Source organism: Cupriavidus sp. C2SS-8b (assembly GCF_057073745.1).
This window is the reverse complement of the sequence record NZ_CP172716.1, coordinates 97638-111097: the sequence shown is the minus strand read 5'-3', so window position 1 is coordinate 111097 and position 13460 is coordinate 97638. Positions and strand designations below refer to the sequence as shown.

Annotated in this window: 14 protein-coding genes; 6 read left to right on the top strand and 8 right to left on the bottom strand. The window is 67.0% G+C overall.

What is annotated here, in order from left to right; translation table 11 throughout:
* The first annotated feature begins 162 nt into the window (after positions 1-162).
* Entirely contained in the window at positions 163-867 is a 705-nt protein-coding gene (locus tag ACIGJB_RS00440; RefSeq protein ID WP_483730894.1) for a response regulator transcription factor, read from the top strand.
* Here the strand turns inward: ACIGJB_RS00440 and ACIGJB_RS00435 are convergent.
* Together ACIGJB_RS00435 and ACIGJB_RS00430 are read right to left on the bottom strand one after the other, a co-directional pair.
* Complete coding sequence (locus ACIGJB_RS00435) at positions 854-1840, bottom strand: Bug family tripartite tricarboxylate transporter substrate binding protein (protein WP_483730893.1); 987 nt, start codon at positions 1838-1840, stop codon at positions 854-856. The genes ACIGJB_RS00440 and ACIGJB_RS00435 overlap by 14 nt on opposite strands.
* Before the next feature lie 85 nt (positions 1841-1925).
* Positions 1926-2210, bottom strand: a complete 285-nt coding sequence (locus tag ACIGJB_RS00430) for a hypothetical protein (protein ID WP_483732366.1) — start codon at positions 2208-2210, stop codon at positions 1926-1928.
* On the opposite strand from ACIGJB_RS00430, the gene ACIGJB_RS00425 reads away from it, so the two are divergent.
* Entirely contained in the window at positions 2200-2385 is a 186-nt protein-coding gene (locus tag ACIGJB_RS00425; RefSeq protein WP_483732374.1) for a hypothetical protein, read from the top strand. The two genes, ACIGJB_RS00430 and ACIGJB_RS00425, sit on opposite strands and share 11 nt — an antisense overlap.
* A gap of 183 nt (positions 2386-2568) precedes the next feature.
* Positions 2569-3333, top strand: a complete 765-nt coding sequence (locus ACIGJB_RS00420; RefSeq protein ID WP_483730892.1) for a hemerythrin domain-containing protein — start codon at positions 2569-2571, stop codon at positions 3331-3333.
* Here the strand turns inward: ACIGJB_RS00420 and ACIGJB_RS00415 are convergent, their stop codons facing one another.
* From ACIGJB_RS00415 to ACIGJB_RS00405, 3 genes are all read right to left on the bottom strand, one after another.
* Positions 3334-4707 (bottom strand): GAF domain-containing protein, encoded by a 1374-nt coding sequence (locus tag ACIGJB_RS00415; protein ID WP_483730891.1) that lies wholly within the window; start codon positions 4705-4707, stop codon positions 3334-3336.
* Between the two features lie 22 nt (positions 4708-4729).
* Positions 4730-5242 (bottom strand): pyridoxamine 5'-phosphate oxidase family protein, encoded by a 513-nt coding sequence (locus ACIGJB_RS00410; protein ID WP_483730890.1) that lies wholly within the window; start codon positions 5240-5242, stop codon positions 4730-4732.
* A gap of 116 nt (positions 5243-5358) precedes the next feature.
* Positions 5359-6591, bottom strand: a complete 1233-nt coding sequence (locus ACIGJB_RS00405; protein ID WP_483730889.1) for an MFS transporter — start codon at positions 6589-6591, stop codon at positions 5359-5361.
* 129 nt (positions 6592-6720) lie between these two features.
* Here ACIGJB_RS00405 and ACIGJB_RS00400 point away from each other — a divergent pair, with 129 nt between their 5' ends.
* Positions 6721-7548, top strand: a complete 828-nt coding sequence (locus ACIGJB_RS00400; protein ID WP_483730888.1) for an AraC family transcriptional regulator — start codon at positions 6721-6723, stop codon at positions 7546-7548.
* Between the two features lie 6 nt (positions 7549-7554).
* Here ACIGJB_RS00400 and ACIGJB_RS00395 read toward each other — a convergent pair whose 3' ends face one another.
* The 3 genes from ACIGJB_RS00395 to ACIGJB_RS00385 form a co-directional block, all read right to left on the bottom strand.
* Positions 7555-8778 carry a M20 aminoacylase family protein gene (locus ACIGJB_RS00395; RefSeq protein WP_483730887.1) on the bottom strand — a complete coding sequence of 408 codons (1224 nt, stop codon included), beginning with the start codon at positions 8776-8778 and terminating at the stop codon, positions 7555-7557.
* 293 nt (positions 8779-9071) lie between these two features.
* Entirely contained in the window at positions 9072-9914 is an 843-nt protein-coding gene (locus ACIGJB_RS00390; protein ID WP_483730886.1) for a fumarylacetoacetate hydrolase family protein, read from the bottom strand.
* Positions 9911-10648, bottom strand: a complete 738-nt coding sequence (locus ACIGJB_RS00385; protein WP_483730885.1) for a GntR family transcriptional regulator — start codon at positions 10646-10648, stop codon at positions 9911-9913. Before ACIGJB_RS00385 ends, ACIGJB_RS00390 begins: the two co-directional genes overlap by 4 nt.
* Before the next feature lie 179 nt (positions 10649-10827).
* On the opposite strand from ACIGJB_RS00385, the gene ACIGJB_RS00380 reads away from it, so the two are divergent.
* Positions 10828-12126, top strand: a complete 1299-nt coding sequence (locus ACIGJB_RS00380) for an MFS transporter (RefSeq protein ID WP_483730884.1) — start codon at positions 10828-10830, stop codon at positions 12124-12126.
* A gap of 82 nt (positions 12127-12208) precedes the next feature.
* On the top strand, positions 12209-13405 hold the full coding sequence (locus ACIGJB_RS00375) for a serine hydrolase domain-containing protein (protein WP_483730883.1): 1197 nt from the start codon (positions 12209-12211) through the stop codon (positions 13403-13405).
* The last annotated feature ends 55 nt before the right edge of the window (positions 13406-13460 follow it).

Genomic DNA, 13460 nt, shown 5'->3' with positions numbered 1-13460 from the left:
GGGACGCCAGAATAGGACGGCCCTCAAAACGGCCCGTCAACAATCGTTTACTTCTGGCCGCAGACGCGCGCCCCTACCATGGGCCAATGCCGTGCCGGCCATTGCACCGGCCGGACTTCCCCGCCGGACTTCCCCCAATTCGGCGGCGCCAGGAGAGACGACGTGAGAATTGCCGTATTGGAGGCCGACCCGACCCGGGCTATCGGCATTGACCAGACCCTTCGCCTCAACGGGCACCAGTGCACGCGCTACATCCACGGCCGCTCGCTGATCCAGGCGCTGCGTGGCGGCACTTTCGACATGCTGTTGCTGGACAGCGATGCGCCGGGCATTTCCGCGCTGGACGTGCTGTCATGGGTGCGCCGCACGCTCGGCCACGAGCTGCCGGTGATGCTGCTCGGAGACAGCGACGACGACAGGCATATCGCGGCCTGCTTTGGCGAAGGCGCCGACGCCTATCTGCGCAAACCCGTCGGCATGGCGGAACTCGCCGCAAGAGTGATGGCGCTGCTGCGCCGCGCCTGCCCGGGCGGGGAACATGCCTGCGACCTGCATCACGGCGCCTTCCGCTTCGCCACGGCCGAGCGCCGTGCATGGGTCCACGGACGGCCGGTGGCGCTGGCGCCCAAGGAATTCGACCTGGCCGTGCTGCTGTTCCGGAACCTGGGCTCGCTGGTGCTGCGCCAGACCATGGTGAACGAGGTCTGGCGCTATCACGTCGAGGCGGCTTCGCGCACCGTCGACAGCCATCTGTCGCGCGTGCGCACCAAGCTCGCATTGTGGCCGCACAATGGCGTACGGCTGTGCGCCGTGTACGGCCTCGGCAACCGGCTGGACCCGGTAGCGCAAGACGTCAGTCTGCCTTGATGCCGGCTTCCTTGACGATGCGGGCGTTGTCGACGGATTCCTCGTGGATGGCCTTGGCGAACTGCGCGGCCGTGCCGCCGGTAGGCACCTCGCCGCCCTTGAGCAGGCGCTCGCGCACCTCCGGCTCGCCGAGGGCCTTGTTCAGTTCCGCGTTGAGCTTGTCGATGATCGCCGGCGGCGTCTTGCCCGGGGCAAAAATGCCGAAGGTCGAAGTCAAGTTCGCCTTCGGGTAGCCGAGTTCAGCGAGCGTGGGCACACTGGGCATGCTTTCGAGGCGCCTGGGCGCGCCCACGGCGAGCGGGCGCAGCCGTCCGGCCTGCATGTGCTGGGTCAGCATGGGGCTGGCATTGGTGCTCATGACCTCGAACTGGCCGCCAAGCGCGTCGTTCATCTGCTGGCCAGCGCCCTTGTACGGAATCAGCGTCAGCTCGGACTTCGACTTCGCCTTCACCTGCTCGAGCATGACGTGCCCGACCGTGCCGAGGCCCGAGGTTGCCCAGCGCACCGAACCCGGCTTGGCCTTGCCCTGCGCCACCAGGTCCTGGAAGGTCTTGCCGGCGAAGCTCTTGGTGGCGACGATCAGCACCGGCGAGTACATCACGCTCATGACGGGCGCCACGTCGCGCTGCGGGTCATAGTTGACGTGCCCCACGTGCGGGTTGAGCGTGAGCGGGCTGGTCGACGCAAAGCCGAGCGTGTAGCCATCCGGCGCGGCCTTGGCCACGGCATCGATGCCGATGCTGCCGCCGGCGCCGGCCTTGTTCTCGACCACCACCGAAGTCCCCATCTGGGCAGAGAGCCGCTCGCCGAGCGCGCGGGCCACGGTATCGCTGATGCCACCCGTGGGATAGGCGACGATCATGCGGATCGGGCGGCTGGGGTAGGAATCGGCGGCGGCAGCGGGCAACGCTGCGGCCATCAGGCTGGCGGCGCCAAGCGCGGCCAGCACGGGCAAGCGGGAATGAAAAGCCATGACAGATACGGGAGATGGAAAGGCGCGCGGCGCGGGGCCGCATCGCGTTATGTTAGCCGATCGGCTGGCGGGGCCAGCGTCCGTCTCAGCGTACCAGCGGGTGTTCGGGCACCCAGGACACGAACAGTTCGTTGGCGCGATCGTAGAGACGCCACACCGTACCGCAGTCGCGGCAGCAAAACGTGAGCATGGTGTACGGAACGCCGGCCTGGCTCTGGCCAGCCTGCGGTGCGGTATTGCGCAGCGCCAGGCAGGACGGCGGTTCGCGGCGCCGCGGATCCGCCGCCAGCGCCAGGCAGCGCTCGCAGGCAGGAACAGCGGTGGACGGAGAAGCAGGAAGCGAAGGTACGGCGGACGTCATGCCCGCCATGATGCCGCAAAACGTCCGCATGCTGCGCGCCCGGCCGCACGCGGCCCGGATTCGCGTGGTTTTGCGCCATATAGACCACATCCATCGCGATTCATCCGATTCGCGCGCATGCGCACTGGTCGAAAGCGCGATCTTCACCCGCTTTCGCACGCAATCGCCCAATTTCGCGCTTTAAGGAACAGTTAAGATTTCCTGAGCGAACTTTTACGAACCTGCCGTCCCGCCGCTTTCTAGACTGCCCTGCATGCGGCGGCCAGCACCGGCCTGATGGCGCCGCGATCCGGATCGCCATTGGCGCCGGACTTGCCAATCGCAGGCCGCCCGGCACCGCAGGTGCCCTGAAGGAGACAGGTTCATCATGGCAGTCACTGGCAATACCCTCGGCTTCGCGCCATCCCATCAACAGGCGCAACAGGCGCAGCAAGCGCCGCGCTTCGATATCTACGCGCGCATCCACAAGGCGCTGCGCGCCTTCATGGCCGACACGCTGCTGCGCGTCGGCCGCACCGACACCGACGACGAGGCCGAGCTGCGCGGCACGCTGAGTCAGGTACGCGATCTGCTGTCGGCCTGCGAACAGCACCTGCACAAGGAAAACGACTATGTGCACGCCGCCATGGAAGCGCGCGTGCCGGGCTCGACGGCGCGCATCGCCCACGAGCACGTCACCCATATGGCCGAGATCCGTGCGCTGCTCGCGTTGACCGACCGGGTCGCCGCCACCGTCCCGGTGGCGCGCGCCGACGCCGTCCGCGAGCTGTACCGCCAGCTGTCGCTGTTCGTTGCCGAAAATTACGAACACATGCATTTCGAGGAAACCCGGCACAACGCGGTGCTGTGGGCCAGCCATACCGATGCCGAACTGCTCGACGTGGAAAACCGGATCGTGGCGTCGCTGCCGCAGGAGACGGTCGGCATGATCGCGCGCTGGATGCTGCCGAACGTCACACCGGCCGAACGCGCGCTGATGCTGGCCGGCATCCGCGACAACGCGCCGGCGGAAGCCTTCACCGGGCTGCTCGATGTCTGCCGCACGCTGCTGCCGATGCCGGACTGGATGAAGCTGACGCGCGCGCTCGGCCTGCCCGCTGGCCCCACCCAGGCGGCCTGGGCCGCGGGCTGATCAGCCGCCTCGCTCCACGTGCTCGATCCGCAGCGGCCGCGTCACGCGCAAGGCGAAGCGGCCGCGGCCGGTGCGCTCGATGCGCACGCTGGCGTCGCGCTCGACCAGCCGGCGCGCCAGCAGCACCAGCCGGGCTTCAAGGTTGTCGCTGATGTCCGGCAGGCCCAGCGCGGGATCGAGCCGCAGTTCGCGGTTGGTGAAGGTCTCGCGACCGGCGTGCAGATAGTCGCAGACCAGGCGCCGGAAGATCGCGCCGGCCACGCCCTTGATCAGGTAGTCGTCGTCGAGGAAGACGCTGCTGTCGGCCTCGAAGTAGCGCACCAGCACGGGTTGCGGCGCGCGTGGCGGCGCATCGCCGGGGACGGATGCCGCGGCGGCTTCATCGGCTGCGGCGTCCGCGCTGGCCTGCAGCCCGCGCATGGCTTGCCCGAGCTGGCCGGCCAGCACCACCAGCGCGTCCTCATCCTCATAGGTGAAGCGCAGTTCCCGCTCGCTTTCGACGAACAGCACGCCAAGCAGCGCAGCGCCCGCGCACACCGGCACCGCCAGCTGGCTGCCCGGCGCTGTCAGGCCCGGCAGCGGAATCTCGGTATCCAGCCGGGCCGACAAGCCGGTGTCGATCACGCTGTCGCGCATGGCGCGGCTGTAGCTGCGGTCCGAAGTCATGTGGATGATGCGAATCGGCGTGCGCTCGCGCGCGGCGACGCCGATTACGCCCTCACCCAGCGCGATCTCGGACCCCACGCCGGAGGCCACGTAGCCGTGGCTGGCGACCGTATAGAGCCGTCCGGCGCTGGCATCGTGCATCAGCAGCATGGCGTGGTCGATGCCGAAGTCCGCCGCCAGCCCCGCCATCGCCACGTCAAAGAGCTGGCCGGTCTCGGTGCAGGATGCCAGCCTTTCGGTCATGCAGCGCAGTGCGCCGAGCCGTTGCCAGCGAACCTGGCCGGGAGGCTCGCTCAGGCGCCCGCCGCCCGGCACGGCCTCGATTGACGAAACCCGGTACACATCCGCGCCCTGCAGCCGGAACACGTTCTCCATGCCCGAATGCGAGGCAATGCCGGCGAGCCGGGCCTTCATATGCTCGAACAGCGGACCCGCGGTTTCGGTGCGCAGGTAATGCACGGTCAGGCGGATTATGGCCGCCGTGTCCGGATGGATCATCAGCACCGTGCCGACAGGGTTGGCCAGCACGTTCTCGCGCGTCTTGTTGAAGAACTGGAACGACAGCGCGACATGCTGCGGATCGACGTACTGCACGTGCGAGAGATACGCGACATTGGGCGTGCCGTCCGCGGAGCAGGTCGCCATCACGGCGGGAATCACGCCTTCCAGGCAATCGCGGATGTCGGCGGCGGTCAGCGGGGCCTTCATCGGGGCGCGCGTCGTTGCTATCTCAGGTCGTTGCCGCCCCGAGTGCCTGGCCGGCCTGCGCGCCCGGCGTCTGCTGGAACGCCTGCGTCGGGGTAAAGCTGATGGCGACGAGTTCGCCGTCCGGACACGCCAGGAAAGCATGGGCCAGTGCGGCCTCGTGGCCGATCAGGCTGATCTCCTCGCCAAGCGCCTGGCGGTAGGCGGCCACGCGCGCGCAATCGCCCGGCTGCAGCGGCGTTTCGCGTGCATCGAAACCCTTGAGTTGCAGCGTGCGGTGCGTGGTCGGTTCGCTGAAGACCACGGCGATCGACTGGTTGGCGGCAATGTCGGCCAACACCTGCAGCGACTGCGGGCGGCACAGGAACACGGTCACGCAGGCGTCGTCATCATCGATGCGATAGCCGACCGCGCGCATCAGGTGCGGCATCCGTGCGGCGTCGCGCGTGGCGGCTATCACTGATACGCGGCGTTCGAGCACGGCCGCGTGGCCGTCCGCACGCAACGCGGCGAGCGCCGACGGTGGCGAGACGGACATGGGCGTGGGCGGGGATGACCGGCGAGCAGGCATAGTCCCCAGTGTAGGAGACGCCGGTACCAGTGAAAACGCCCCGCCAGGGCGGGGCGCAATGGCGCTGTGTGCGCTGGCGCGCGTCAGGCAGTCTTGCGCCGGCCGCCAAGGTCTGGCAGGAACACCGCCAGCAGGCCCAGCAGCGGCAGGTACGCGCACAGCCGGTAGACCGCCTGGATGCCGTGCGTGTCGGCCAGCCCGCCCAGGACCGCGGCGCCGATGCCGCCCATGCCGAAGGCCAGCCCGAAGAACAGGCCCGAAACCATGCCCACCTTGCCGGGAATCAGCTCTTGCGCGAACACCAGGATCGCCGAGAAGGCCGACGCCAGGATGAAGCCGATGATGAAGGTCAGCACGCCGGTCCAGAACAGGCCGACGTGCGGCAGCACCAATGTGAACGGCGCCACGCCAAGGATCGAAGCCCAGATCACGCGCTTGCGGCCGATGCGGTCGCCGATCGGGCCGCCCAGGATAGTGCCCGCCGCTACCGCGAACAGGAACACAAACAGGTAGACCTGCGCGGTCTGGCGCGCCAGGCCGAACTTCTCCATCAGGTAGAAGGTGTAGTAGGTGGTGAGGCTCGCCATGTAGAAGTACTTGGAGAACACCAGCACCAGCAGGACGACCATGGACCGTACCACCACACGCATCGGCACCGGGCTGGCCGTGGCACCGGCCGCCTTGCCCTTGCGCGCGCGATGCGCGAGCTGCTGCGCATACCAGCCGCCGATTTTCCACAGCACCGCGATGGCCAGCAGCGCCGCCAGCGAGAACCACGCCACGCTGGCCTGCTTGTGGACAATGCCCGCCGCCAGCAGCGGCCCCATGGCGCTGCCGCCATTGCCGCCGACCTGGAAGATTGACTGCGCCAGCCCGTGCTGGCCGCCCGACGCCATGCGCGCCACGCGCGACGACTCCGGGTGGAAGATCGACGAACCGGTGCCCACCAGCGCCGCGGCTACCAGCAGCACGCCATAGGTCGGCGCGACAGACAGCAACAGCAGCCCGGCCAGCGTAAAGCCCATGCCGATGGCCAGCGAGTGCGGCTTGGGATGCTTGTCGGTGTACAGGCCCACGACCGGCTGCAGCAGCGATGCCGTGACCTGGTAGGTCATGGTCAGCAGGCCGATCTGCACGAAGCTCAGGTTGAAGCCGCCCTTGAGCATCGGATAGATCGCCAGGATCAACGACTGGATCATGTCGTTGAGGAAGTGGGCGAAGCTGATCGCGGACAGGACGCGGAAGCCCGTGCGTTCGGCAGATGGCTCGGGATGGACGCCGGCAGCGGCGGCCTTGGAGTCGATGGTTGTGCTCATTGGCGGTCTCGACAGAAACGGGCGACGAACCGTTTGGGGGCGCTCGTCGGGACAGTAAGAAACGCGATGCTATCTGGCCATCGACCGCCTGTCCTGCGAGAATGGGTCCATAACCTTGGAGAAAAGGACATGCTACCGTCACGTGTGTGGAAGCCGGCACCGGCGGCAACCCAGACCCTGGGAGACACGTACACCAACCCGCCGCGCTACGTGCACTTTGACCGCAGCCCCATGCCGGTCACGGCGATGGCGGCGGATTACCAGCCCGGCGACGTCACGTCCCGGCACCAGCACCCGCACGCGCAACTGATCCACGCGGTCCACGGCGTGATGGTCGTCTCGACCGACGAGGGCCAGTGGATCGTGCCGCCCACGCGCGGCATGTGGATGCCCGGCGGCACGCAGCACTGGATCCGCATGGTCGGGCAGGTGCAGATGCGCACCGCCTACATCCGTCCCGACGCGGCGCCGGACCTGCCGCGGCGCTGCACCGTGCTGGGCATCTCGCCGCTGCTGCGCGAGTTGATCCTGGCTGCGATCGACGTGCCGCTGCCCTACTCCGCCGATTCGCGCGACGGAAGGCTGATGCGCCTGCTCCTCGACGAGGTGGTGCTGGTGCCGACGCTGCCGCTGCACCTGCCGCATCCGGCCGATGCCGGACTGATCCAGATCTGCGATGCCATCATCGCCGCGCCCGATACCTCATTGACGTTGGCCGATTGGGGCGAACGGCTCGGGGTCGATCCCAAGACCATCCAGCGCCGCTTCGCGCGGGAAACCGGGATGACGTTCGGGCAGTGGCGGCAGCAGGCGCGGTTGCTGGCGGCGCTGGAGCGGCTGGCCGCGGGCAGCAAGGTGGTGGATGTGGCGCTTGATCTCGGCTACGAAAGTCCGAGCGCGTTTGCGACGATGTTCAAGCGGCAGTTCGGGGTACCGCCGAGCGCGTTTTTTCGATGAACCCGATTACCGGGACAGGTAACGCTCCACGAGCCTTGTCCAGTACGCCGCGCCGACCGTCAGGTTTTCGTCGTTGAAGTCGTAACCCGGGTTGTGCAGCAAGGGCTGGTTGGCGCCATTGCCCAGCCGCACGAAGCATCCGGGCCGCTGCTGCAGGTAGTAGGCGAAGTCCTCGCTGCCGGTAATGCGCGCGGCCTGCGTGACCACCTTGTCGGCGCCGACCAGTTCCTCGGCGATCTGCCGCGCGAATTCGGTTTCCCGATCGCTGTTGATCAGCACCGGGTAGCCATGTACATAGTTCACCTCCGCCACGGCGCCGTAGCCCTCGGCCTGCGCGATCGCAAGCTGGCGGATGCGAGCTTCCAGCGAGGCCCGTACTTCCGGGCTGAACGAACGCACGCTGATTTCCATGCGCGCGCTGTCCGGGATCACATTCGGCGCGTGGCCCGCGTGCAGCGTGCCGATGGTGACCACGGCGGTTTCGTTCGGATCGACATAGCGCGACACCACCGACTGCAGCGCCATCACCAGGCTGCCCGCCACCAGGATCGGGTCCACTGACTGATGCGGGCGCGCGGCGTGGCCCCCCTTGCCGCGGATGGTGATGGTGACCGTATCGCACGCCGCCATGAACGGGCCCGAGCGGAACAGGAAATGGCCCTGCTCCACGCCGGGGTGGTTGTGCAGGCCGAAGATTGCGTCGCACGGGAAGCGCTCGAACAGGCCATCGGCCAGCATGCGCTCGGCCCCGCCGCCAGCGCCGATTTCCTCGGCGGGCTGGAAAATCAGGTGCACGGTGCCGTTGAAGCTGCGTGTGCGGGCCAGTTGCTTGGCTGCGCCAAGCAGGATCGCCGTGTGGCCATCGTGGCCGCACGCGTGCATGCGGCCTTCGTTCGCACTCGCATACGGCAGGCCGGTGCGCTCGTGGATGGGCAGCGCGTCCATGTCCGCGCGGATGCCGATGCTGCGCCCCCCCGTGCCCGACTTCAGCGTGCCGACCAGGCCGGTACCGCCGACACCACGCGTCACCGCATAGCCCCAGCTCTCCAGGAGACTGGCGACGAGCCCGGAGGTGCGGACTTCGTCAAAAGCGAGTTCAGGGTTCTGGTGGATGTTGCGCCGGATGGCTTCGAGTTCGGCGCGGCTGTCCAGGGTGTCGGCCAGCGCGCAGAAGCGGCGCTTCAGAGTGGTACCAAGGTAAGTCTCGATCTCGGGGGCGTGCTCGGACATGGCTTGATTTTCTGGCGAAGACTGTGGACGGTCAGAAGCGCCGTCCTTATAACCAGTATTTCACGCAGAAATCGCAACGCAACCGTCATGCGGGGGATTTCATGTAAATCCCTGTAATCGGGCCCTTTTCGACACCGGGACTGTTGCTCGCGCGGCACGCTTTGTGTGGAAACCGAACGGTTTGTATGAAAGGGTTTCGGCGGGGAACCTTCAGGAGGTCTACGCCCACGCCTCTTGTGTCGCTCCCTCTCCCGCTCGTGGGAGAGTGGAGCAAACAATCGCTTACGCGCACATCACTCGTACGCCACCACCCTCTGCTTCTGCACGCCCAGCCCTTCGACGCCCAGCCGCATCGTGTCGCCCGCCTTCAGGAAACGCGGCGGCTTGAAGCCCATGCCGACGCCCGGCGGCGTGCCCGTCGCGATCAGGTCGCCGGGCTGCAGCGTCATGAAGCGGCTGACGTAGCTGACCACCGTAGCCACGTCAAAGACCATGGTGGCCGTGCTGCCTTTCTGCACACGTTCGCCGTTGACCTCCAGCCACAGGCCCAGCGCCTGCGGATCTGGCACTTCGTCGCGCGTGACCAGCCACGGGCCGACCGGGCAGAACGTGTCGCAGCCCTTGCCCTTGTCCCAGGTGCCGCCGCGCTCGATCTGGAATTCGCGTTCCGAGACGTCGTTCACCACGCAGTAACCGGCCACATGGCTCAGCGCGTCTTCGCGCGAGACATTGCGTGCGGTGCTGCCGATCACCACGCCCAGCTCCACCTCCCAGTCGGACTTCACCGACCCATAGGGCAGCATCACGTCGTCGTCGGGGCCGTTGAGCGAGCTGTTGGCCTTGAGGAAGACGATCGGCTCGGCGGGGATCGGCATGCCGGCTTCGGCCGCATGGTCCGCATAGTTCAGGCCGATCGCGATGATCTTGCCGATGCCGGTCCAGGGCACGCCAAAGCGCGCGCCCTCAACGACCGGCAGCGTGGCCGCATCGACCTGCGCCAGGCGCGCGAGCGCATCCGGCGACAGCTGCGATGCGGTGATGTCCCCCACCACGCCGGACAAATCGCGCACCTTGCCCTGCGCATCGATCAGCCCCGGGCGCTCGGCGCCGGGCTGGCCAGTTCTCACCAGTTTCATTTTCTCCCCTTGGATGGATGGTTCTGACGGTCGGCCGCCCCCGCGAGCGAGCGCGCGACGACCGTCATCACTTCGTTGGCGGTGTTCTCGGAATGCCGGCGCAGCACTTGAGCCAGGCGCGGGCGGCCCGGCTCGCGCAGCGCCGCCATGATTTCCTCATGTTCCTCATGCGACTCCTGCCAGCGCAGCATATCGGCGTTGGCGGCGCCGCGTGCGCGGTGCACCTTGCTCATCAGCGAGGCATAGACCGCCGCCAGCACCGGGTTGGCGGCACCGTCGATGATGAGCTGGTGGATTTCCTGGTTGATGCGGAAATAGTCGGTGCGCCGCCCCGCCGCGTGCGCGTCGATCATGGCCTGGTGGCGGCGCTCCAGCCTGGCCTGCGCGGCATCGTCCAGGCGCTGCGCGGCCAGTTCGCCGGCGGTCGCTTCCAGGCCGTGCAGCGTTTCGAAGGTCGAACGCAGTTCGTCGAGATCCAGCGGCGCGACGCGGTAGCCAATGTATTGCCGGTGCAGCACCAGACCTTCGGCCACCAGCACCTTGAGCGCCTCCCGCAGCGGCGTCTTCGAGACATCGAACGCCTCGCAGAAGGCCCGCTCGTCGATGCGCTCGCCGGGCGGCAGTTCGCCCTCTTCGATCATCGTGCGCAGGCGCGATGCGATTTCTGCGGACATGCCCAAAGTGCGCAGTCGGGCGGTTTTCGGAAGCGTTTGTGTCACGGACGTCACCAGCATGGGGAAATTTGCACCAACCGAAGGCTATCACACCCACAATTGTGCAATTGCATCTACACAAAATCAATGACTTACGTGAGTTGTAATTACAGATTACGTATCCTATACTCCGATCCAGTTGCGCGACACAGACGACAAACGCCTCAATCGAAGGACCTGGAGTAAGGAGACACCCCGTCATGCAAACGACAAGCCAAGCCGGCACCCTCACGGCCACGCGCAGCAGCGTGCGCTGGAAAATCTTCCTGATGATGCTGATGCTCGTGGCGATCAATTACATCGACCGCGCGTCGCTGTCGGTCGCCATGCCGCTGATCGCCAAGGAGTTCGACCTCAGCCCCGCCATGCAGGGGCTGATCCTCAGTTCTTTCTTCTGGACCTATGCATTCATGCAAATCCCGGGCGGGATGCTGGCCGACAAGTACAAGCCGCGCATCGTGATCGCCTGCGCCACCGTGTTCTGGGGTTTCTTCCAGGCCATCGCTGCGGTCTGCACCAACGCCACCGCGCTGCTGCTGACCCGACTCGGGCTGGGCGCCTCCGAAGCGCCGATCTATCCGGCCGGCGGCAAGCTCAATGCCATCTGGATGACGCAGAACGAACGCGGCCGCGGGGCCACGCTGCTGGACGGCGGCGCGCCGCTGGGCGCGGCGCTCGGCTCGCTCATCATCGCCGGTCTGATCAGCGAACTCGGCTCGTGGCGCATGTCGTTCGTGGTCGCCGGCGTCGGCACCGTGCTCGCCGGCTTCGTGGCCTGGTGGTACATCCGCAATTCGCCGCGCGAACACAGCGGCGTCAATGAACTGGAAGCGCGTCACATCGAAGAGGCACACGCTCGCGAGCACAGCGCCGAGCCGACCAACCTCTCCGGCCGTTCGTTGGACTTCTTCAAGTACCGCTCGGTGTGGTGCATGGCAATCAGCTGGATGTGCTTCAACGCCGTGTTCTACGGCCTGCTGACCTGGATGCCGACCTACCTGAGCAAGGCCCGCGGCTTTGACCTGAAGACCATGGGCGGCGCGAGCTTCCTGATCTTCATGAGCGGCTTTGTCGGCGAACTCGTCGGCGGCTGGATCGCCGACAAGTGGAAGGAAGCCGGCGGCCGCCCCAACGTGGTGATGCGCACGCTGTTCGGCATTGCCGCCGTGGTCGCCACCGTGTCGATCTTCTCGGTCGCCTATGTCGCCAACGCAGTGGCCGTGGTCGCCCTGCTGTCCTCCACCATGTTCTTCCTGCGCTGGTGCGGCCTGTTCTGGTCCGTGCCGTCGATGCTCGGCACGCGCAACAAGATCGGCTTCCTGGGCGGCCTGATGAACCTGGGCGGCAATATCGCCGGCATCAGCGTGCCGATCATCGTCGGCCTGATCGTACAAGCCACGGGCTCGTACTTCCTGGCGCTGATGTTCTTCGCGGCCGCCGGCGTGGGCCTGCTGCTGGCGTCGACGTCGATCGACTACGAAACGAAGATCCCGGTCTGACCGACCTCCCCAACAAAACATAGCCGCGCCCGTCGCGCCACCGCCCGTGCAACGGCGGGCGCGGCGGCGGAGGAGACATTTCATGACTCGCATCCCACGCATGCTGGCCGCCGCCGTGCTGGCCGTAGGCGCCCTGCAGGTCCATGCCGCCGCGCCGGCGCCCGCCCGAGCAGGCGCCGACGGCATCCCTGCCGCGCAGCCCGAGGCAGTCGGCGTCGACTCGACGAAGCTCGTGGCCCTGTCCGAATGGATTCGCCGCGACAAGCTCGACGTGCGCAGCCTGCTCGTCATCAAGGACGGCAAGCTCGTGTTCGAGCGCTATGGTGACGGCCTTTCGCGCGACTACAACCATGAGCTCTACTCCGTCACCAAGTTCATCAGCGCCCTGCTGGTGGGCACGCTGGTCGGCGACGGCAAGCTCAAGGCCGAAGATGCGCCGGCGCAGCGCCTTGCCGCCGCGCGCCCAGACCTCGCCCCCGCACTGGCCGACAAGCAGACCATCCAGTTGCGTCACCTGATGTCGATGTCGAGCGGGCTGTCGTACAAGCTCGTGGAAGGCACTGACACGCTGTACTACGGAGTGCCCGACCGGCTCAAGGTTGCAGCTTCCGCCAGCGTGCGCGTCGCACCCGGCACCGAGTTCGACTACATCGACGTCAATCCCGTACTAGTCGGCGCCACCATCAGCCAGGTCACCGGCCTGCCCGAACAGCAGTACGCCGAACAGCGCCTCTTCAAGCCGCTCGGCATGCAGCACTACCGCTGGGACGGCGCCGACGGCAAGGGCGCGGTGTCCGGCGGCTGGGGCCTGCGCCTGCGCTCGATCGACATGGCGCGGCTTGGCATGCTGATGCTGAACCAGGGCCGCTGGAACGGCCAGCAGGTCGTGCCCGCGTCATGGGTCGCGCGCATGACCGCGCCGTCCGGACCGGCACAGGACTACGGCTTCTACTGCTGGATCAACAACATCGTGAAGAGCGAGCGCGAGTTCAGCGCCATGGGCTACAAGGGCCAGTTCATCACCGTGCTGCCGAAGCAGAACGCAGTCATCGTGATGAACAGCATCATGTCCACGCAAGGCGGCCTGCGCGATGCGGCATACCTCGACCTGTACCGGCGCATGGTGAACGACTACGTTCTGCCCGCGCTGCAGGCCGGCAACGCCGTGCACCCCGACGCCGCGCGACAAGCCGCGCTGAAGAAGGAGCTCGAACTGGCACGTAGCAGCCAGCGCGTGCCCGGCACCGCCCTCGCCTTCAACGACAAGCCCGAACAGTAAGCCCGCGAAACAAACTGCGGAGCGCCGCGCATGACGGCGCCCGCCCACTCCAGAG